Genomic DNA, 19962 nt, shown 5'->3' with positions numbered 1-19962 from the left:
GCACCACCCGCCAACAAGGTTTTAAACACCGCCGAAACTGCCCGCCAGGGTGCCGATGATCAGCGCCCAGCCATCCACCAGCACGAACAGCATGATCTTGAACGGCAGGGAAATGATCAGTGGCGAGAGCATCATCATGCCCATGGCCATCAGCACACTGGCGACCACCAGGTCGATGATCAGGAACGGAATGAAGATCATGAAACCAATCTGGAACGCGGTCTTCAGCTCCGAGGTGACGAAGGCCGGCACCAGTATTGTCAGCGGCGCCTGGTCCGGCGTCGCGATATCAGTGCGCTTGGACAGGCGCATGAACAGCTCCAGGTCGCTGCTGCGGGTCTGGGCCAGCATGAAGTCCTTGATCGGCACCTGGGCCTTGGCCACCGCGTCCTGGGCGCTGAGCTTCTCCGCCAGGTACGGCTGCAGGGCATCCTGGTTCACCCGGTCGAACACCGGGGCCATGATGAACATCGTCAGGAACAGCGCCATGCCGGTGAGGATCTGGTTCGACGGCGTCTGCTGCAGGCCCAGGGCCTGACGCAGGATCGAGAACACGATGATGATCCGGGTAAAGCTGGTCATCAGCATGACGAACGCCGGAATGAAGCTCAGCGCGGTCATGATCAACAGGATCTGCAGGCTGACCGAGTATTCCTGCTGGCCGTCGGCATTGGTGCCGAGGGTGATCGCCGGGATCGACAACGGGTCGGCCGCCAGCGCCAGCGGCGCCGCCAGCATCAGGGCCAACATCAAGAGGAGGCGCAACGGCATTACTTCTTATCCTTCTGATCCTTGCCCAGCAGCTCCATCAGGCGCTGGGCAAACTCCGGAGTCGCCTGCTCGGTGCTCGGCACCTGCACCGGCTCCTTGAGCACATGCAACGCAGTGATGGTGCCCGGCGTCAGGCCGAGCAGAATCTGTTCGTTGCCGACCTGCACCAGGACCAGCCGGTCCCGCGGGCCAAGCGCACGCGAACCGATCAGCTCGATGACCTGGCCCTTGCCGGCCGGTCCGGCCTGCTGCACCCGGCGCAACAGCCAGGCGAGGAAGAAGATCAGCCCCACCACCAGCAACAGGCCCAGCACCAGCTGGGTCAGCTGCCCGGCCACGCCGCTGCTGCCAACCGCTGGCGCGGCGGTACCGGCCACCGGCTCGGCGGCCAGGGCCCAGAGCGGCCAGGCCAGGAACAGCGCGAGTGCCTTTCTCACTTAGCGCAGCTTCTTGATGCGTTCGCTCGGGCTGATCACGTCGGTCAGGCGGATGCCGAACTTCTCGTTGACCACCACCACTTCGCCATGGGCGATCAGCGTGCCGTTGACCAGCACGTCCAGCGGCTCGCCGGCCAGGCGATCGAGTTCGATCACCGACCCCTGGTTGAGTTGCAGCAGGTTGCGAATGTTGATGTCGGTGCTGCCGACCTCCATGGAGATCGATACCGGGATATCCAGGATCACGTCCAGGTTCGGACCGTCGAGGGTCACCGGCTCGTTGTTCTTCGGCACGCTGCCGAACTCTTCCATCGGCAGGCGATTGGACGCCGGCGCGCTGGCCGCATCGGCCGCCAGCAAGGCATCGATATCGTCTTGCCCGGCGTCGCCGGTTTCCTGCAGGGCAGCCGCCCACTCATCAGCCAGGGCCTGGTCTTCTGCGGAAGTCATTTCGTGTTCGTCAGCCATGTTGTCCTCGGCGGGCAAAAAATCATTAACAAAGCGAATTCATAACAACGCCGCTCAACGGCGCTCGATCGGCTCGATCACTTGCAGGGCCAGGTTGCCCTTGTGCGAACCGAGCTTGACCTTGAACGCCGGTACGCCGTTGGCGCGCATGATCATGTCTTCAGGCAGCTCCACCGGGATCACATCCCCTGGCTGCATGTGCAGGATGTCGCGCAGGCGCAACTGCCGGCGGGCCACCGTGGCGCTCAAGGGCACATCCACATCCAGCACGTCTTCGCGCAGGGCCTTGCTCCAGCGCTCGTCCTGGTCGTCCAGGTCCGACTGGAAGCCGGCGTCGAGCATTTCCCGCACCGGCTCGATCATCGAGTACGGCATGGTCACGTGCAGGTCGCCACCACCGCCATCGAGTTCGATATGGAAGGTCGAGACCACGATCGCTTCGCTCGGGCCGACAATGTTGGCCATGGCCGGGTTCACTTCGGAGTTGATGTACTCGAAGTTGACTTCCATGATCGCCTGCCAGGCTTCCTTCAGGTCGACGAAAGCCTGCTCCAGCACCATGCGCACCACGCGCAATTCGGTCGGGGTGAATTCACGGCCTTCGATCTTGGCGTGACGACCGTCGCCGCCGAAGAAGTTGTCCACCAGCTTGAACACCAGCTTGGCGTCGAGGATGAACAGCGCGGTACCGCGCAGCGGCTTGATCTTCACCAGGTTGAGGCTGGTCGGCACGTACAGCGAGTGCACGTATTCGCCGAACTTCATCACCTGCACGCCGCCCACCGCCACGTCCGCCGAACGGCGCAGCATGTTGAACATGCTGATACGGGTGTAGCGGGCAAAACGTTCGTTGATCATCTCCAGGGTCGGCATGCGTCCGCGGACGATGCGATCCTGGCTGGTCAGGTCGTAGCTTTTGACGCTGCCGGGCTCGGCGGCGTGTTCGGTCTGTACCAGACCGTCATCGACGCCATGCAGCAGCGCGTCGATCTCATCCTGGGACAGCAGGTCCTGCACGGCCATGTCGTGTTCCTACTGCAGTACGAAGTTAGTAAAGAGCAACTGCTCGACCACCACTTTGCCGACCTCTTTCTGTGCCACTTCCTGCACGCTGGCGGTGGCCTTCTGACGCAGCATTTCCTGACCGACCGGAGTCGCCAGGGTGTCGAAGCTCTGGCCGGAGAAGAGCATGACCAGGTTGTTGCGGATCACCGGCATATGCACTTTCAGCGCGTCCAGATCGGCCTGATTGCGCGCCAGCAGGGTGATGCTCACCTGCATGTAGCGCTGGCGGCCGTTCTGCGTGTAGTTGGCCACGAAGGCTGGCGCCATGGGCTCATAGATGGCCGCCGGCTTGACGCTGCTGGTCGCCTCGGTCGTCTCGGCAGGCTTGCTCTGGGCACTGCTGTGCATGAAGTACCAGGTCGCCCCGACGGACAAACCGATCGCCAGCAACAAGGCCAGAACAATCAAGAGGATAAGCTTGAGTTTGCCTTTCCCGGCGGGTGTTTTCTCTGCTGCTTCGCTCTTCGCCATGCCAATAATCCGTCACTAATCGGGTTTTCACAGTCGCACGGCAAGGCAAGAGCAAGTGTTATGCCAGATTTGTCTGAACCGGGATGAACTGAAGGGATAGGGGAAGCGCAAAGCAAAAGATCGCCAGCCGCGGCGTCACACGGCTGGCGATCTTCTGTTCAATGACGCCCGAAGCGGGTCAGGCGTAATAGTCGACGGCGCTGCTGCCGATGACCGTGCTGGTGCTGGCGGCGACTTCGGCGACGCTCGGCGGCAACTCTTCATCCACCCCATCCAGGCGCCCACCGCTGGCGCTGGCTCCGTTGCTGCGATGCTGCCCCTGCTGGGCCTGCTCCTGGCCACCCTGCCAGTTGCGCGACTGGTCGGAGACGTTGACGTCCACCTGCCCCATGCCTTGCTGATGGAACATGTCGCGCAGGCGATGCATCTGCCCTTCGAGGGCCTCGCGCACGCCGACATGGGCACTCATGAAGGTCACCTGGGTCTGCTGGTCCGGCACCATGTTCACGCGAATGTCCAGGCGCCCCAGCTCGGCCGGCTGCAACTGGATCTCGGCCGACTTCAGATTGACGCTGGACAGGTACATGACCCGGTTGACCACTTCTTCGGTCCAGCCGCTCTGATGCATGGCCAGCGGCTGGTTCACCGGGACCGCATTGGCGGTCTTGGGCGTGGCCGCCTGGGTCAGGGCTGCCAGGCGGTTGGCGAAATCGTCGACGCGGGTGTCGCTGGCAGCGCCCTTGAGGTCCTTGAGACCGTCATCGAGCAGGCCGCTGAAAGCCTTTTCGCCGCCCTGCTCGGTGCTGTCCTTGTCCACCTGCAGGTCCAACATAGTGGCCATGCCGCTGGCGAAGGTCTGGGCCGAAGTCGGTCCGTCATCGGCCACCACAGTCGGCGACGCCTTGTTCTGCGCCTGGCTGGAAGCCGAGACATGGCCGCTCTGCTCCATGGCCAGGCGCACCACCGGCAGCGCATCCAGCGGATCGGCTTCAGGATCGAATTCCGGATCGACCGGCACCGGCGTCGCGGTGCTGGCCACCACCGGTATCACCGGCTGCGTTTGCGGCTGCACTGGCGGCTGTGCCGGAACCGGCGCGGCCGCCACTTCCGGCTCAGGCGCCGGCAACGGCTGGGTCGCCTGCATCAGCGCCGGATCGAGGGTCGGGTCGACCGGCGTGCTCTCGGCCAGCGGCTTATCGCTGCTCGCGACCTGGTCATCGGCGACTTTTTCGTCACTGGCAACAGCCTTGTCGGCAGGCAAGGTTTTGCCGCTATCGGCAACCGCAGGCTCGGAGGCGGCAGTCTTGCCCTTGCCCGGATCCACCTTGGCAGCGCTTTCGCCCCCCTTGTCGCGAGCCGGCTTGATCGGGCCGTCGGCAGCCGCTACCGGCTTGCCGAGTGCCTCCTTGGCGAACACCCGGGCAAAGCTTGCGCCTTTGTCCCCGGGCTCGGCGGCGCTGGCCTGGGGGGTGGCGGAAGCCGCTTGAGTCTTGGCCTGGGAGGCGGCCTGAAGAAGCATGTTCGGGGTAAGGGGCATGAAAACGGTCTCCGCTGCACTGGGATCGTAGGTACAGTTGGGAAACTTGATTGCAAAGGTCGAGCCAGCTTTGCTGGCTCGCGGGGAAAAGCCTGGATTGCAGCGGTTTTTCAGCAGTGAAAACGCTGGCGCTCCTGCTCGCACAGCTGGCGGACAATGGCGAATTCGCCATCGATCTCGCCCACCAACTGCTCGATACCGCGCAACGACGAGCCCTGGGCACGCTGCTCCAACTGATGACAGAGCTCGGCCAGGCGAATCGCCCCCATATTGCTGCTGCTGCCCTTGAAGCTGTGGGCAGTGGCGACAAGTTGACGGGGGTCGTCGACCTTGTGCAACTGGCGCAAACGCTCTTCGGAGTCACAGAGGAAGGTGTCGAGCAACAACGGATACTCATCCTCCATGACTTCCTGCAATGCGTTCAGCACCTCGTGATCCAGATGAATCTCAGACACTTGCTCACTCCTTGATCAAGAATCGGCGAATTATGCCAGAGGCTCCCAAGAAAACTCCACGCAGGCACTACGACCATCGTCAGACCAGCTGGCACGCCGGCTGAGCTGACGGATCAGGCTGACGCCGCGCCCGGAAAGACGATCGCCATCGATGGGCCGCGCCATCACTCGCCCGACATCGAAACCGCTGCCACTGTCCTCGACCCGGATCAGCAAACGACCGCCAGCCCCTTGAGGCTCCACTTGCAGGTGCACCCGCACAAACCCCTCCTGCAAGGCTTCGAGGCGTACCGCGCGCTCCCGGTAATAGCGGGAAAACCCCTGGGCATCGCGCTTGAGACTCGAGTCCAGGCCCAATACGCCATGCTCCAGGGCATTGGAATACAACTCGGCCAACACACTGTAGAGCGCCCCGCTCTGCGCCCGCAGGCCATGCACCTCCAGCAGCAGTTGCAACAGGTAAGGCAAAGGATTGAAACGTTTGAGGGTCGCGGCGCGATACTCGAAACTCACCGACCAGTCCAACGGGCAGGACTGACCGCTGTCGGAGTACACCAGCGCCGGCGGCGTCAGCTGCCGGGCCTCGAGCAGGCTGACCTCGACCATGCTCACATCGTCCCGCGCATCCCCGCCAAACTCGCTCAGGGCCTGCTGGATCTCCTCGAACAACAGGTCCGGCTCGCGGTTGGCGGCAAACACCCGCTGCAGGCGCTCGACACCGAACAGTTGCTCGTTGGCATCGCAGGTGTCGATCACCCCATCGGACAACAGGAAAACCCGGTCGCCCAGGGCCATGGGAAAGACTTCGGTGCGGTCGTCGAATGCCTCGGCGCCCAGCACCCCCAGCGGCAAATGGTGCGCCACCAGCGGCACCCGCTCCCCGCTTGCCAAACGATGCAGGTAGCCATCCGGCATGCCGCCGTTCCACACCTCCACCGCCCGCCGCTGGAAACTCAGGCACAGCAGCGTCGCACAACAGAACATGCCGACCGGCAGAATGCGCTTGAGCTTGGCATTCATCTCGCGCAGGGTTTCGGGCAGCCCGTAACCCTTGGCCGTCATGCCGTAAAACACCTCGGCCAGGGGCATCGCGCCCACCGCCGCTGGCAAGCCGTGGCCCGTGAAATCCCCCAACAGCACATGCATGTCGCCTGTCGGGGTAAAGGCAGCCAGCAGCAAATCGCCATTGAACAGCGCGTACGGCGACTGCAGGTAGCGGATATTCGGCGCGCTCAGGCAGCCGGAATGCGCCACCTTGTCGAACACCGCCTTGGCCACCCGCTGCTCGTTGAGCAGGTAGTCATGATGCTGGGTGATCTGGTCGCGCTGCTGCAGCACGGTTTCCTGCAGGCGCCGCAAGCGATCCATGGCTTTGATCTTGGCGGCCAGGATCACCGGGCTGTAGGGTTTTGCCAGAAAATCGTCGCCACCGGCTTCCAGGCAGCGCGCCAACGCCTCGCTCTGGGTGAGCGAGGTCAGGAAAATGATCGGCACCAGCGCTTCGCCAGCCAGACGCTTGATCTGCCGGGCGGCCTCGAAACCGTCCATCACCGGCATCATCGCGTCCATCAACACCAGGTGCGGGCGCTGCTGGACGAATAGTTCCACCGCCTCGGCGCCGTTACTCGCCGTCAGCACTTCGTGCCCCTGGCGCCGGACGATGCTCGACAGCAACATGCGGTCGCTGGTGCCGTCCTCGGCGATCAGCACGCACAGAGGTGCCTCACTCGACTGCATGTCGATCAACTGATGTCGAACAGCTTGTCGAAATTGGAAATGGCGAGAATCTTGCGCACGTCCGAGTTGCTGTTGATCACTCGCACGTCGGAATCGTCGCCGCCGGCGTGATCGCGCAGCAACAGGAGCATGCCCAGGGCGGAACTGTCGAGGTAGGTGGCGTCTTTCAGGTCCACCACTATGGAGTCGGGCCTTTTGTTGAGGCGCTCGTAGGACTCGCGAAACTCTTGATGACGGCCGAAATCGAAACGCCCCTTGATCGAAATCGTCAGTTTGTGCCCGTCCGGTGAAACTTCAGTAACGACTGACATGATTCGCTTCCTTGTGATTGGCAATCTGTACAAGGTTTAGCACCCCGTACAAGCCTGGGCAACCCGAACCGCCGAAGCGTCGCTGACGAGCGCCTGGCGGCGACGAGTGGGGTGGCGCTCAGTACGGATCCTGGCGCGGCAGGCGCTGGGACAGCTCGTCGAGCAGCTTCTGCTCGCGCTTGTCTTCCAGTTGGCGGGCCTCATCGATGTAGCGTTGCACCAGCTTGCGCAAACCCTCGACCCGGGCATAGGCCTGCTGCCAGGTTTCCCGGGCGCGGTTGAGGTTGTTCTGGTGCCAGGCCAGGCTTTGCCGCTGCTGGCCCACGGCGGTTTCCAGCTGATTGAGAAAGTGCTGGTAGTTCATCAGCCACTGGCCGGAAACCCCAGCACTGCCCCGCTCGATCCACTGTTGCTGGTATTCGGCACGAAAGCGTTCCAGGTCCCCCAGCTTGCTTTCCGCCAGGCGCACCTGGCCCTGGAAATGCCCCAGGCGCTGGGCGGCGGTGCGCTCGGCGCTTTCGGCCATGTCGACCACCGGCGCCAGACGCGCGGCACGGCTGTTGGCCATGACGAATTAACCGCCCGGCGCCGGAGCGAAAACCATCTCCAGATGGGCTTCGCTTTCACCCAGGCTGATGCTGTCGTTGAGCCCCTGGCGCAGGTACGCGACCATCGACGGCTGCAGCGAGATGGCGGCGTCGGTTTCGCGATCGCCGCCCGGTACGTAAGCGCCGACGCTGATCAGGTCGCGCGCCTGTTGGTAACGCGACCACAGCTGCTTGAAATACTGGGCGCGAGTCATGTGATCCGGGGTCACCACCGCCGGCATGACCCGGCTGATGGACGCCTCGATATCGATCGCCGGGTAATGCCCCTCCTCCGCCAGGCGCCGCGACAGCACGATGTGCCCGTCGAGTACGCCACGCGCCGAGTCGGCGATCGGGTCCTGCTGGTCGTCGCCTTCGGACAACACGGTATAGAACGCGGTGATCGAGCCGCCACCGGCCTCGGCGTTGCCCGCGCGCTCCACCAGTTTCGGCAGCTTGGCGAAGACCGACGGCGGATAGCCCTTGGTCGCGGGCGGCTCGCCGATGGCCAGGGCGATTTCCCGCTGGGCCTGGGCGAAACGGGTCAGGGAATCCATCAGCAACAGGACGTTCTTGCCCTTGTCCCGAAAGTATTCGGCGATACGCGTGCAGTACATGGCCGCGCGCAGGCGCATCAGCGGCGCATCGTCCGCCGGCGATGCCACCACCACGGAGCGCTTGAGCCCCTCTTCACCGAGGATGTGTTCGATGAACTCCTTGACCTCACGGCCCCGCTCACCGATCAGACCGACCACGATGATGTCGGCCTCGGTAAAGCGGGTCATCATGCCCAGCAGCACACTCTTGCCCACACCGGTACCGGCGAACAGGCCGAGACGCTGACCGCGGCCCACCGTCAATAATCCGTTGATGCAGCGAATGCCCACGTCCAGCGGCCGGCTGATGGGGTCGCGCTTGAGCGGGTTGATGGTCGGACCGTCCATCGGCACCCAGTCCTCGGCCTTCATCCCGCCTTTGCCGTCCAACGCACGGCCAGCACCGTCGAGGACCCGCCCGAGCATGCTCATGCCCATCGGCAGGCGGCCAGTATCGGCCAGCGGCACGACCCGGGCGCCGGGCGCGATGCCGGCGACGCTGCCGACCGGCATCAGGAATACCTTGCTGCCGGAGAAGCCCATCACCTCGGCCTCGACCTGCACCGGGTGATAGCTGTCGTCGTTGATCACCATGCAACGCGTGCCCATGGCCGCCCGCAGGCCTTCGGCCTCCAGGGTCAGGCCGACCATGCGCAGCAGACGGCCTTCGAGAATCGGCTGGTTCGGCAGTTCGGTGGCTTCGGCGTAGCTGCTCAGGCGCTTGCCGAAGCTGGTGCGGTCAAGGCGCATCGGCAGGGTCCTGCGCGGGGTCGACAGAGTCGACATCCGCGGCGGGCTTGCCGGTGGCGGCCCCCAGCTCGACGCTCAGGTCCGATTCGGCGGGATGCAAAGCCTGCTCATGAAGCTGGTCGGACAGCTTGTCCATGATCTTGGCGATCCGGGTTTCCATGGTCGCGTCGATCCGGCTGTGCTCGGTCTCGACCCGGCAGCCGCCCGGCAACATGGCTTCGTCCTCGACGATGCGCCAGCTTTCCTCATGGCGCTCGCGCAGGCTTTTGACCTGGGCGAAATCCTGCGGATTGATGTACAGCCGCACGTTGCCCACACCCAGCGGCAGCAACTTGAGGGCTTCGCGCATGACATGCTCGATCTGGCTGGAGTCGATGGCCAGCTCGCGCTGGATCACCTGGCGCGTCATGTGCTGCACCAGGTTGACCAGGGCCTTTTCAATCTGTGTGTCCTGCTCGGCGATGGGTTCGAACAGATTGCCCATCAGCGTTTCCAGCGCCTCCAGCTTGGCACTCAGGGCCACGTCGGCTTCCTGGCGGACCTTCAGCGTGGTGCTGTGGAAACCTTCCTTTTCGCCCGTGGCGAAGCCTTCGTTATAGGCTTCCTGGCGAATGCTCTCGAGCTCTTCGAGGGTCAGTGGCTGGACTTCTTCCAGCGGCACTTCCTCGATCTGCGCCGGCGGCTCTTCCACCGGCTCCGGCTCGGGCTCGGGCTCGGGTACATGGGGGTCGAAACTGGGCAGCGCCCAGACGTCGAAACCACCGACGTCCCGAGCGCGAATCAGGTCGCTGTGGGATTCATCACTGCTGGACGACATAACGCGACCTTAGATCATTTCTTCGCCGCCCTTCCCGCCGAGAACGATTTCTCCGGCTTCGGCCATACGGCGGGCAATGGTGAGGATTTCCTTCTGCGCGGTTTCCACATCGCTGACGCGCACCGGGCCCTTGGCCTCGAGGTCGTCGCGCAGCAGTTCGGCAGCCCGCTTGGACATGTTCTTGAAGATCTTTTCCTTGACGCCTTCGTCCGACCCCTTGAGGGCCAGGACCAGCACGTCGGAAGACACTTCGCGCAGCAATGCCTGGATGCCGCGGTCGTCGACATCGGCGAGGTTGTTGAACACGAACATGAGGTCTTCGATCTGGCCGGACAGGTCTTCGTCGACTTCGCGGATCGAGTCCATCAACTGGCCTTCGATCGAGCTGTCGAGGAAGTTCATGATGTCGGCAGCGCGCTTGATACCACCCAGGGTGGTACGCGAGGCGTTGGAGTTGCCGGCGAACTGCTTCTCGAGAATCTGGTTGAGTTCTTTCAGGGCGGCCGGCTGCACGGTATTGAGCGAGGAAACCCGCAGGATGATGTCCAGGCGCGCCTTGTGGTCGAAGTTGCCAAGCACTTCGCCCGCCTGGTCCGGATCGAGGTACGCCACCACGATCGCCTGGATCTGCGGGTGCTCGTAACGGATCACGTCCGCCACGGCGCGCGGTTCCATCCACTTCAGGCTGTCCAGGCCGCTGGTGTTGCCACCCAGCAGGATGCGGTCGATCAGGCCGTTGGCCTTGTCCTCGCCCAGGGCCTGGGTGAGCATCTTGCGCACATAGTCGTCGGAGCCCACGCCCAGGCTGGTCTGGTCGCCGACGATGTCGACGAACTCGCTCATCACCTGCTCGACCTGCTCGCGATGCACGTTGCCCATCTGCGCCATGGCCACGCCCACTCGCTGGACCTCTTTGGGGCCCATGTGGCGCAGCACCTGCGCGGCGTCGGTGGAACCCAGGGACAGCAGCAGGATCGCGGCCTTGTCGACCCGGGTCAGTTTGGCGGTAGCGGCTCGGTTATCACTCATCTGCGTTAATCCACTCTTTCACGACCTGGGCCACTCGACCCGGGTCTTCTGCCACCAGACTCTTGATTGCGTTCAACTGTGCGTCATAGCCTTCGCTCGGGCTAGGCAGCAGGATGCTTTGCGGGCCGCCGAGGCTGACGCGATCGTTGGCCAGCTCGCCATCCAGGCCGCCCATGCCGCCGAGTTCGACATCGCTGCCCAGACCCGCCAGTTGCTTGCCCTTGCCGCCACCGGTGATGTTGTTGAGCACCGGACGCAACACGCCGAACACCAGGACCAGGATAAACAGCACACCCAGGACCTGCTTCACGATGTCCCAGAACCAGGGCTGCGAGTAGAACGGAATGTCGGCGATCACCTCGCCGCGATCGGCCGAGAACGGCACGTTGATCACGCTGACGCTGTCGCCACGGCTGGCGTCGAAGCCCACGGCGTCCTGCACCAGGCGGGTAAAGCGCGCCAATTCGTCGGCGCTCCACGGCGCACGGCTGGTTTCGCCGTTGGCCGGATTGACCTTGACCTGATCGTCCACCACCACCGCCACCGACAGCCGGTTCAGACGCCCCTGCTGTTGCTTGGTGTGGCTGATGGAGCGATCCAGTTCGAAGTTCTTGGTGGATTGTTGACGCTTGTCGTTCGGGTACGGCGCCAGCATCGGCTGGCCGGTGGCCGGGTCCATGATCTGCTGGCCGTTGGCATCCAGCAGCGGCTGGCCTGGCTGCACCATGCCGGCGGCAGCGGTGGCGCCACCGGTGGTCTGCGGTGCGCTGGCCGGCGACGGCGGCTGGTTGCTCAGGGCGCCAGGAACGCCTTGCGGGCCCAGGCTGCTGGAGCGTTGTTCGTTGACCGACTGCTCGCTGCGCAAGGCCGGCTGGTCCGGGTTGAACTGTTCGGAGGTCGACTCGACAGCACTGAAGTCCACATCGGCGGACACTTCAGCCTTATAGCGGTCGTTGCCGAGGATCGGCTGCAGGATGTTGTGCACACGCTGGGTCAGCATGCTTTCCATGCGGCGGCTGTAGTCGAATTGCTTGCCGGCCATGGTCAGTTCGGAGTTTTCCGCCTGGTCGGAGAGCAGGTTGCCCTTCTGGTCGACCACGGTGATCTGCGACTTGCTCAACTCGGGAACGCTGGTCGCCACCAGATTGACGATGGCCACCACCTGGCCCGGTTCCAGCGAACGGCCGGAATACAGCTCGACCAGTACCGAAGCGCTGGGCTTGCGCTCGTCGCGCACGAACACCGAGCTTTTCGGAATCGCCAGGTGCACGCGTGCGCCCTTGACGTTGTTCAGGCTGGAAATGGTCCGCGCCAGCTCGCCTTCCAGGCCGCGACGGTAGCGGGTCGCCTCCATGAACTGGCTGGTGCCCAGGCCCTGCTCTTTATCGAGAATCTCGAAACCGATATTGCCGTCGCCCGGAGCCACGCCGGCAGCGGCCAGCTTGAGGCGCGCGCGCGACAGGTCGTCGGCCTTGACCAGCAAGGCACCGGAGTTGGGTTCGACGGTGTAGGGAATGTCGGCGGAGGCCAGGGTGTCCATGACCTGCTTGGCGTCCATGCCGGCAAGGCTGCCGTACAACGGACGGTAATCGGGTTGCTGGGACCACAACACCACGGCAAAACCAATCGCCACGCTGGCAGCCAGACCGACCATGAGGCCAACCTGACGCAACATGGTCATCTCGGAGAGGTTTTCCAGAAAGGACAACCCGAACAGCGGCGGCTTGCCTTCTGTCGGAGTGGCCTTGGCCGGTACGTTATCGGCGACTGCTTCTGCCATGACTCAATCTCGTCCTTAAACCGGCATCTGCATGATGTCTTGGTACGCCTGAACCAGCTTGTTGCGCACCTGGGTCAACGCCTGGAAGGACACACTGGCCTTCTGCGAGGAAATCATCACGTCGGTCAGGTCGACACCGCTCTTGCCGATCTCGAAGGCACTGGCCAGCTGGCTGGACGCCTGCTGAGTGTCGTTGACCTTGTTCACCGCCTGCCCAAGCATGTCGGAAAAACTGCTGCCGCTCACCTGCGACACCGCGGCCGATTTTGGCTGGGCCATGGCGTCCATTTGCATGGCCCGCATGTCCAACATCAACCGATTAAATTCAATACCTTGGCTCATGGTCTACTCTCTCCGACGACCCGCAATTTTTTGACACTCACGCAGCGGTTAGTGAGGTGTTAGCAACAAGGGTGCCAGCTCCGCGGCGACACCGAACAAAAGCCTGCATGGCTTCAGCCTTAAACGACTCATGTTGCAAACAGATACGCCTCGACATCCATTCCGGCATCGCGCATTTGCGCCAACTTGTAGCGCAAGGTTCGCGGGCTGATACCCAGGCGCTCGGCCGCCTCCTTGCGTCGGCCGCGCTCGGTGCGCAAGGTGTCGATGATCATCTGGAACTCCCGACGCCGCAGATCGTCGCCCAAGGCCCCCGCCGACTCGGCTGGCGGCAGCTCGGCCTCCACCGGCGCACTGCGCACCGTCGCCACCGCGGCGGGCGCCATGGCAGGCAGCGGCGCACAGGCCAGCGGTCCGCCCAGGCAGAAATCTTCCGGCTGGATCAGGCCACCCTGCTGCAGGATCAGTGCGCGCTGAATGGCGTTGTCCAGTTCGCGCACGTTGCCCGGCCATGGATAACCGAGCAGGCACGCCTGCGCTTCGGCCGACAGCCGCGCGGCGGCGTGTTTCATTTTATTGACGTGCTTGGCCAGCAGGCGCTCGGCCAGCGGCAGGATATCGGCGGTACGCTCGCGCAGCGGGCGCCAGGCCAGCGGGAATACCGACAGCCGATAGTAAAGGTCTTCCCGGAACCGCCCCGCCGCCACTTCGCCGGCCAGGTCGCGGTTGGTGGTCGCCACCACCCGGATATCCAGGGCGATGGGCTTGCGCGCCCCTACCCTCTCGACTTCGCGCTCCTGCAGCACCCGCAGCAGCTTGGCCTGCAGGGCCAGGGGCATTTCGGAAATCTCGTCCAGCAGCAGGGTACCGCCATCGGCCTGTTCGAACTTGCCGGGCTGGGCGGCGATGGCGCCGGTAAAGGCGCCCTTCTCGTGACCGAACAGCGTGGCTTCGAGCATGTTGTCCGGAATCGCCGCGCAGTTGATAGCGATAAAGGGCTGGCTGGAGCGATGGGACTGCTGGTGGATGTAACGCGCCAGCACCTCTTTACCGGTACCGGACTCGCCCGAGATCAATACGGTGGAATCGCTGCGAGCGACCCGCGCCGCCAGTTCGAGCAGTTGAGCGCTGGCCGGCTCGAATGCCACCGGCCCTTCGCCCTCGGCAGCCCCAAGGCAACCCAGGGCATGTCGCGCCACCAGATCCAGCAGGGCCTTGGGCTCGAAGGGCTTGACCAGGTAGTCGGCGGCGCCTTGACGCATGGCATCGACCGCACGCTCGACCGCGCCATGGGCGGTCATCAGCAATACCGGCAATTGCGGCTGGCGCGCACGCAGCACGCCCAGCAACTGATGACCGTCCATGCCCGGCATGTTGACGTCGCTGACCACCAGGCTGAACGACTCGCCAGACACCGCCTCCAGCGCTTCCTCCGCACTGCCGACCGCCTTGTAGTCATGACCGGCCAACAGCAGCGTATCCGCCAGGGCTTCGCGCAGGGCGCGATCGTCTTCAACCAGTAGAACCTTGATTGCCATTACCTTCACTCCACTCCTTGAGCGCCGCAGAACAGTGGCAGAACCACCAGCGCACATGTACCGCGCCCAGGACGCGAGCGCAGCAGCAATTCTCCCTGGTGGGCACGCGCCACCGCCTTGACGACTGTCAGCCCCAGTCCGGTTCCCGTGGTCTTGGTGGTGAAAAACGGTTCACCCAAACGCGCCAGTACCGCAGCGTCGATACCGCTGCCGCTATCGCTGATGCACAATCGCAAGCTGTTGCCACGGGTATAAAGATGGACCTTCAGGCGCACCTGGCCGGCACTGGCCTGGATCGCGTTCTCGATCAGGTTGAGCACCGCCCCCACCAGCGTGTCGCGACTGCACAGCAACTCGCCCGCATGGCTGTCGCACTGCCAGCGCACGGGCACGTCCTGCACATGGGTCAGGGCCGCCGCCTGCAACGACTGCAACAACGCCTTGGGCGTCACGCGATCGGTCAGCGGCAACTCGCCCCGGGCAAACACCAGCATGTCGCGGACCTGATGCTCCAGCTCATGCAAGCGCTCCTTCAGCCGCCCGGCAAAGCGCTGCTGGGTGGCGACAGGCAGTGCCTGCTCGGTCAGGTGACTGGCATACAGCAGTGCGGCGGACAATGGCGTACGGATCTGATGCGCCAGGGACGCCACCATGCGTCCCAGGGACGACAGGCGCTCATGGCGGGCCAGTTGATCTTGCAGGTGACGGGTTTCAGTCAGGTCGTTGAGCAGCACCAATTGGCCCGGCTCGGCATCCAGCGAACGGGTGGCGATCGACAGCCGCCGCCCATCCTTCAACGAGATCTCATGGCCGTCGTCTTCCCGTGGCGCGAAACAACGAGCGATGACATGCCGCCAGAGCTCGCCCTCGAGAGGCAGGCCCAGCAGGTCGCAAGCGGCAGGATTGGCTTCGCGGACAATGCCCTGGGCGTCGATGACAATGACGCCGCCAGGCAACAGATCGAGGAGGTTTTGCAGGCGGTTGGCCAGACGCTCTTTTTCCGCCAGCTCCTGCATGCGCTGGGCGCTGACCACGGCCAGTTCGCCCTTGAGCTCGGTCACCCGAGCCTCAAGCATGCTGTAGGAGTCGGTAAGCTGGCTCGACATCTGGTTGAACAAGGCGAACGCCTGCTCAAGGCCAAGCCGGCTTGCCTGCTCTACGGACGACGTTTGCCCCTGGCTTTCAGGAACAGGAGACATCTGGGCGGCTTGGGGCATCGTGCTCTCTCGCGTGGCTGACCGTCAGTTAAACGGAACGTTGAGAGAGACTTAGCAATACCCGTGCCGGAAAAAAACCGCCCGGTTTTCAACAGGTTAAAAAACAGGCGTCAATCATCCGCCTGTTCATCACCCTCGCGACGGCTCATGCCGTACTTGCGCATTTTTTCCACCAGCGTGGTGCGGCGGATACGCAGGCGCTCCGCAGCCCGCGCGACAATGCCATTGGCGTCGTCGAGCGCCTGCTGGATCAGGCCCTGCTCCAGACCACCGAGGTAGTCCTTCAGGTCCAGGCCTTCCGGCGGCAGCATGGCGGTGGCGGCGAAGTCCGGCGTATGGCCATTGATCGCCACCCGCTCTTCCAGATCACTGCGCAGGCTGTCCACCAACTGCTCGTCTTCGTCGTCGACATAGCGGAATTTCTTCGGCAATTCGACCACGCCGATCACGCCGTAGGGATGCATGATCGCCATGCGCTCCACCAGGTTGGCCAACTCGCGGACGTTGCCCGGCCAGCCATGGCGGCAGAGCGACATGATCGCCGCGGAGTTGAAGCGGATCGAACCGCGCTTCTCGTGCTCCATACGCGAGATCAGCTCGTTCATCAGCAGCGGAATGTCTTCCACCCGCTCACGCAGCGGCGCCATCTCGATCGGGAACACGTTCAGGCGGTAGTACAGGTCTTCGCGGAAACTGCCGACCTCGATCATGCTCTCGAGGTTCTTGTGAGTCGCGGCGATAATCCGCACATCGACGCTCTGGGTCTTGTTGCTGCCCACGCGCTCGAAGGTACGCTCCTGCAGCACGCGCAACAGCTTGACCTGCATCGGCAGCGGCATATCGCCGATTTCGTCGAGGAACAGGGTGCCGCCGTTGGCCAGCTCGAAACGCCCGGCACGGCTGGTGATGGCCCCGGTGAAGGCGCCCTTCTCATGGCCGAACAGTTCGCTCTCCAGCAACTCGGCCGGAATCGCACCACAGTTGACGGGCACGAACGGCGCTTCGCGACGCTTGGAGTGATAGTGCAGGTTACGCGCCACCACTTCCTTGCCAGTCCCGGACTCGCCGAGGATCAGCACGCTGGCGTCGGTATCGGCCACTTGCTGCATCATCTGCCGGACATGCTGGATCGCCCGGCTGGTGCCGACCAGACTGCGAAAGAGGTTGGGTTCGCGATGGCGACCGCGCTCACGGGCCTGGTCGTACATCTCACGATAGACCTGGGCGCGATGCAGGGAATCGAGCAACTTGCTGTAGCTGGGTGGCATTTCCAGGGTGGAAAGCACTCGACGACGCTGGTCTTCCGGCAAGTCAATGGAAGAATTATCGCCCATTAACAAAACTGGAAGGAACTCATCCCAGGTTGAGAGTGTCTTTAACAGGCCCAAAAGTGCACCAGGAGCATTTACAGTCCCGATGAGGACACAGATTACTTCACGACTGGATGACAATGAGCCGACAGCCTGCTGCCAGTCATGGCTACCGCAGGGTAAATTTTCTTCGCCAAGAAAATTTAAAATCACCGCCAGGTCGCGGCGGCGGACGCTATCGTCATCAATCAGCAGAATTTTGGTTTCACGCCACATGCAATAGCAACTTCCCTAGTCAACTCAATGCCCGGAATCAGGGCAAGCTAGACGCTTGTAGGCATTTTGAGCCTGATAGACGTCTGAAATCTGAAAACAGCCACTAGTTAAGTCAAAAAAGCGTGCACAGTCAAATTTATGGCGCACTGGATTCGGATTAACTTAGGGGTTAATTAACCGAACAGATGGTAAACCTTTGCCGCGTTCTGTGCTTGATGGATCTGCGACATCTCGTCGACTATCGCCTGACGCTCCCCTGTCGTCACTTCAAGAAGCTGCCGATAAACCCCCAACAGTTCCTGCAAATTCTCGCGCAACGCGGCTTCATCTTCCGGAGCTTCACTCAAGATGTCTTCCATGCAGGAACGGCAGGCCAGATCCAACTGACCGATCGCTTCCCAATTACGCTCGGCCAGGGCGGCGACCAGTGCTTCACGGGTTTCTTCGATGCGCTGCAATACAAGACTCATGGTGATCTCCTTAGAACTGCGGACCCGGCGCAGCGATGGCATCCCAGCCTTCCTTGACGGTGCGCAGCAGATCGGCGACCTCGTCGAGAATCTTTGGATCGGTCTTGATGTTCGCCTCGGTGAGGCGCGTCATCATGTAGGTGTACAAGCCATCCAGATCGCCCAGGGTGTCGAGTGAGTTTTCCAGATCGAGCCCTTCACGCAAGCCGCCGATAATGCCGATGGCCTTGCTGATGAACACACCCTTGCCGGGAATATCCTTGCGCTCCATCGCCCCCTTGGCCTGGGCGATACGATCCAGGCCGCCTTCCATCAGCATCTGCACCAGACGATGGGGGCTGGCTTCGGAAGTCTGCGCCTGGGCACCAATCTTCTGGTATTGCCGAAGGGCTAACATCGGATTCATGTTCTACCTCATCAAAACTCAAGGGTTCGTATAACCAGCGTATCGACCGGGCGTCAAAAAACTTTAGATCAAAAGCCAAAAGCCCGGAACGCTACAAACGTTGCCGAGCTTTTGGCGCCTGGTATCAATCAGCCTTTCTGTTGCGCAGTCAATGCCTCGAACATCGAGGTGATGTTGCTCGCGGTGGCTTTCAACTTGCCCACCAGGGTGTCCATGTCGTTGTACTTCTTGGTCAGTACCGTCGTCAGAGTTTCGATACGACGATCCAGGGCCTCCTGATCCAGGGTCAGCTTGGCCTTGGCCTTGTTCAGCTCAGTGGTGCGCTGATCGAGAACACCGCCAGTCTGGGCAAAAGGCTTGATGGCGTCGTCCATGCGGCTTAGCAGGCCGTTTTCACCGGTGAACAGGGTCTGCACCTCGCCACCCAGCTTTTTGTCGTTCATCGCCGCGGTGAACTTGGTGGAATCGAAATCCAGGGCACCGGTCTTCGGGTTGGTGGTAACCCCCAATTGCGACAGAACGGTCAGCTTGTCACCAGACCCGACCTCAGACAGCGGCGCACGAATGGCCGCCAGGATCGAACGCGGCAACGAGTCGCCGGTCAGCTGCGCCGGGATAGTCAGCTTGCCATTGTCATCCAGGGACGGCTTGGTCAGCGCGGTCACACTGTTGGCCACCGCGTTGTAGGCGTCGACGAACTTCTGGATCGAAGCCTTCAAACCATCGGTATTGGCCGCGACGGTGATGGTCGAGGTGCCTGGCGCGACCAGATTGAAGGTCATCCCGGAAACCGCCTTGTCCACGGCGTTGCTCTTGCTGGTCAAGGCCATGCCGTCAACAGTGAAATTGGCATCCCTGGCCAGGGCACCAATGGAACCGGCGGAAGTGGCGGTCATCGGCGAACCGGAAGCGCCCACGACGTTGCTACCGTCGATTTCCAGACCGGCAATGCCACTCAGAGAAATATCGGACCCCGCACCGGTAGTGGTCGAACCCACCACCAAACGCGATCCAAAGGAATCGGTCACGATGTTCGCGCTGATACCCGCGCTCTTGAGCGATGCGTCGGCGTTGATCGAGTCACGTACCGACTGCAAGGTAGCGCCAGCTTTTATATCGAGATTGTAGTTAGTGCCATTTTGACTGATTTTCAGGGTACCAGTCGGAATAGCACTGGTAGCGCCACCAGCGAAGGCAGCACTGGTGACTTTCGAGGCGGTCGCAAGATTGCCGACCGAGACGACATAGTTGCCGTTGACCGCGGTGTTGCCAGCGACCGCCGTTACATACTTGTTGTCGGAAGTGGTGGCGGCATAGCCGGGAAATTGCGGATTGGTCTTGCTGCTGAGTTCGGTAATGGTGGTCCGAAAGGTCGACAACAAAGACTTCAAGGTGCCGATGCCGGAGATGCTTGCGGTGTTGTTCGCAGTTCCCCGGTCGATCTGACCTTGCTTGGGCGCTTTGTCAGCGTTTACCAAGGCTTTGACGATAGCACCAGTATCGAGGCCGGAGCCTAGACCGGTACCCGGTAGAATTGGACTTGCCATGGAGATCTCCCTTCAGTGTGTCGCCGGTCTTTTGACCATTACAAC

21 protein-coding genes are annotated in these 19962 nt (G+C 62.5%); all 21 read right to left on the bottom strand.

Translation table 11 applies throughout. From position 1 onward, the window contains the following. Positions 1 to 21: 21 nt before the first annotated feature. Positions 22 to 771: a flagellar type III secretion system pore protein FliP gene (fliP, locus tag AC3RCP_RS09315; RefSeq protein ID WP_007922525.1), complete on the bottom strand. Its 750-nt coding sequence runs from the start codon at positions 769 to 771 to the stop codon at positions 22 to 24. After that, complete coding sequence (gene fliO / locus AC3RCP_RS09310) at positions 771 to 1208, bottom strand: flagellar biosynthetic protein FliO (RefSeq protein ID WP_087088873.1); 438 nt, start codon at positions 1206 to 1208, stop codon at positions 771 to 773. The genes fliP and fliO overlap by 1 nt, the downstream gene beginning before the upstream one ends. Next, complete coding sequence (fliN, locus tag AC3RCP_RS09305; RefSeq protein WP_009042742.1) at positions 1209 to 1676, bottom strand: flagellar motor switch protein FliN; 468 nt, start codon at positions 1674 to 1676, stop codon at positions 1209 to 1211. Between the two features lie 54 nt (positions 1677 to 1730). Further along, positions 1731 to 2699, bottom strand: coding sequence for a flagellar motor switch protein FliM (fliM, locus tag AC3RCP_RS09300; protein WP_009042741.1), 969 nt, complete (start codon positions 2697 to 2699; stop codon positions 1731 to 1733). A gap of 9 nt (positions 2700 to 2708) precedes the next feature. Next, complete coding sequence (gene fliL, locus AC3RCP_RS09295; protein WP_007922529.1) at positions 2709 to 3212, bottom strand: flagellar basal body-associated protein FliL; 504 nt, start codon at positions 3210 to 3212, stop codon at positions 2709 to 2711. A gap of 178 nt (positions 3213 to 3390) precedes the next feature. Continuing rightward, positions 3391 to 4749, bottom strand: a complete 1359-nt coding sequence (locus tag AC3RCP_RS09290; RefSeq protein ID WP_492569689.1) for a flagellar hook-length control protein FliK — start codon at positions 4747 to 4749, stop codon at positions 3391 to 3393. 110 nt (positions 4750 to 4859) lie between these two features. Continuing rightward, positions 4860 to 5204 carry an Hpt domain-containing protein gene (locus tag AC3RCP_RS09285; protein ID WP_007922619.1) on the bottom strand — a complete coding sequence of 115 codons (345 nt, stop codon included), beginning with the start codon at positions 5202 to 5204 and terminating at the stop codon, positions 4860 to 4862. A 30-nt stretch (positions 5205 to 5234) separates the two neighbouring features. Beyond that, the gene (locus AC3RCP_RS09280; protein ID WP_492569687.1) at positions 5235 to 6941 is read right to left on the bottom strand and encodes an ATP-binding SpoIIE family protein phosphatase; all 1707 of its coding nucleotides are present in this window, start codon (positions 6939 to 6941) and stop codon (positions 5235 to 5237) included. Positions 6942 to 6946: 5 nt separating this feature from the next. Beyond that, a complete protein-coding gene (locus tag AC3RCP_RS09275) occupies positions 6947 to 7252 on the bottom strand; it encodes an STAS domain-containing protein (protein ID WP_007922622.1) in 306 nt (101 codons plus the stop codon). A gap of 118 nt (positions 7253 to 7370) precedes the next feature. Further along, positions 7371 to 7820, bottom strand: coding sequence for a flagellar export protein FliJ (gene fliJ / locus AC3RCP_RS09270; RefSeq protein WP_007922624.1), 450 nt, complete (start codon positions 7818 to 7820; stop codon positions 7371 to 7373). A gap of 6 nt (positions 7821 to 7826) precedes the next feature. After that, positions 7827 to 9185 (bottom strand): flagellar protein export ATPase FliI, encoded by a 1359-nt coding sequence (gene fliI / locus AC3RCP_RS09265; RefSeq protein ID WP_009042736.1) that lies wholly within the window; start codon positions 9183 to 9185, stop codon positions 7827 to 7829. Then, positions 9175 to 10002, bottom strand: a complete 828-nt coding sequence (gene fliH, locus AC3RCP_RS09260; protein ID WP_492569685.1) for a flagellar assembly protein FliH — start codon at positions 10000 to 10002, stop codon at positions 9175 to 9177. Before fliH ends, fliI begins: the two co-directional genes overlap by 11 nt. A 9-nt stretch (positions 10003 to 10011) precedes the next feature. Beyond that, complete coding sequence (fliG, locus tag AC3RCP_RS09255; protein WP_007922630.1) at positions 10012 to 11031, bottom strand: flagellar motor switch protein FliG; 1020 nt, start codon at positions 11029 to 11031, stop codon at positions 10012 to 10014. After that, a complete protein-coding gene (fliF, locus tag AC3RCP_RS09250; protein WP_007922632.1) occupies positions 11024 to 12811 on the bottom strand; it encodes a flagellar basal-body MS-ring/collar protein FliF in 1788 nt (595 codons plus the stop codon). Before fliF ends, fliG begins: the two co-directional genes overlap by 8 nt. A 15-nt stretch (positions 12812 to 12826) precedes the next feature. After that, a complete protein-coding gene (fliE, locus tag AC3RCP_RS09245; protein WP_101337170.1) occupies positions 12827 to 13153 on the bottom strand; it encodes a flagellar hook-basal body complex protein FliE in 327 nt (108 codons plus the stop codon). Between the two features lie 128 nt (positions 13154 to 13281). Then, the gene (locus AC3RCP_RS09240; protein WP_492569683.1) at positions 13282 to 14691 is read right to left on the bottom strand and encodes a sigma-54-dependent transcriptional regulator; all 1410 of its coding nucleotides are present in this window, start codon (positions 14689 to 14691) and stop codon (positions 13282 to 13284) included. A gap of 5 nt (positions 14692 to 14696) precedes the next feature. After that, positions 14697 to 15908 carry a sensor histidine kinase gene (locus AC3RCP_RS09235; RefSeq protein WP_492569681.1) on the bottom strand — a complete coding sequence of 404 codons (1212 nt, stop codon included), beginning with the start codon at positions 15906 to 15908 and terminating at the stop codon, positions 14697 to 14699. A 110-nt stretch (positions 15909 to 16018) separates the two neighbouring features. Beyond that, positions 16019 to 17494 carry a sigma-54 dependent transcriptional regulator gene (locus AC3RCP_RS09230; protein WP_007922638.1) on the bottom strand — a complete coding sequence of 492 codons (1476 nt, stop codon included), beginning with the start codon at positions 17492 to 17494 and terminating at the stop codon, positions 16019 to 16021. 173 nt (positions 17495 to 17667) lie between these two features. Further along, positions 17668 to 17964, bottom strand: coding sequence for a flagellar protein FliT (gene fliT / locus AC3RCP_RS09225; RefSeq protein WP_007922640.1), 297 nt, complete (start codon positions 17962 to 17964; stop codon positions 17668 to 17670). A gap of 10 nt (positions 17965 to 17974) precedes the next feature. Beyond that, entirely contained in the window at positions 17975 to 18370 is a 396-nt protein-coding gene (gene fliS, locus AC3RCP_RS09220; protein WP_007922642.1) for a flagellar export chaperone FliS, read from the bottom strand. A 128-nt stretch (positions 18371 to 18498) separates the two neighbouring features. Next, positions 18499 to 19917: a flagellar filament capping protein FliD gene (gene fliD, locus AC3RCP_RS09215; protein ID WP_007922643.1), complete on the bottom strand. Its 1419-nt coding sequence runs from the start codon at positions 19915 to 19917 to the stop codon at positions 18499 to 18501. Positions 19918 to 19962 lie beyond the last annotated feature (45 nt).

Source organism: Pseudomonas sp. GW822-FHT05A08 (assembly GCF_058800485.1).
The sequence above is the reverse complement of the archived record's forward strand: the minus strand, read 5'-3'. Positions and strand labels throughout refer to the sequence as shown.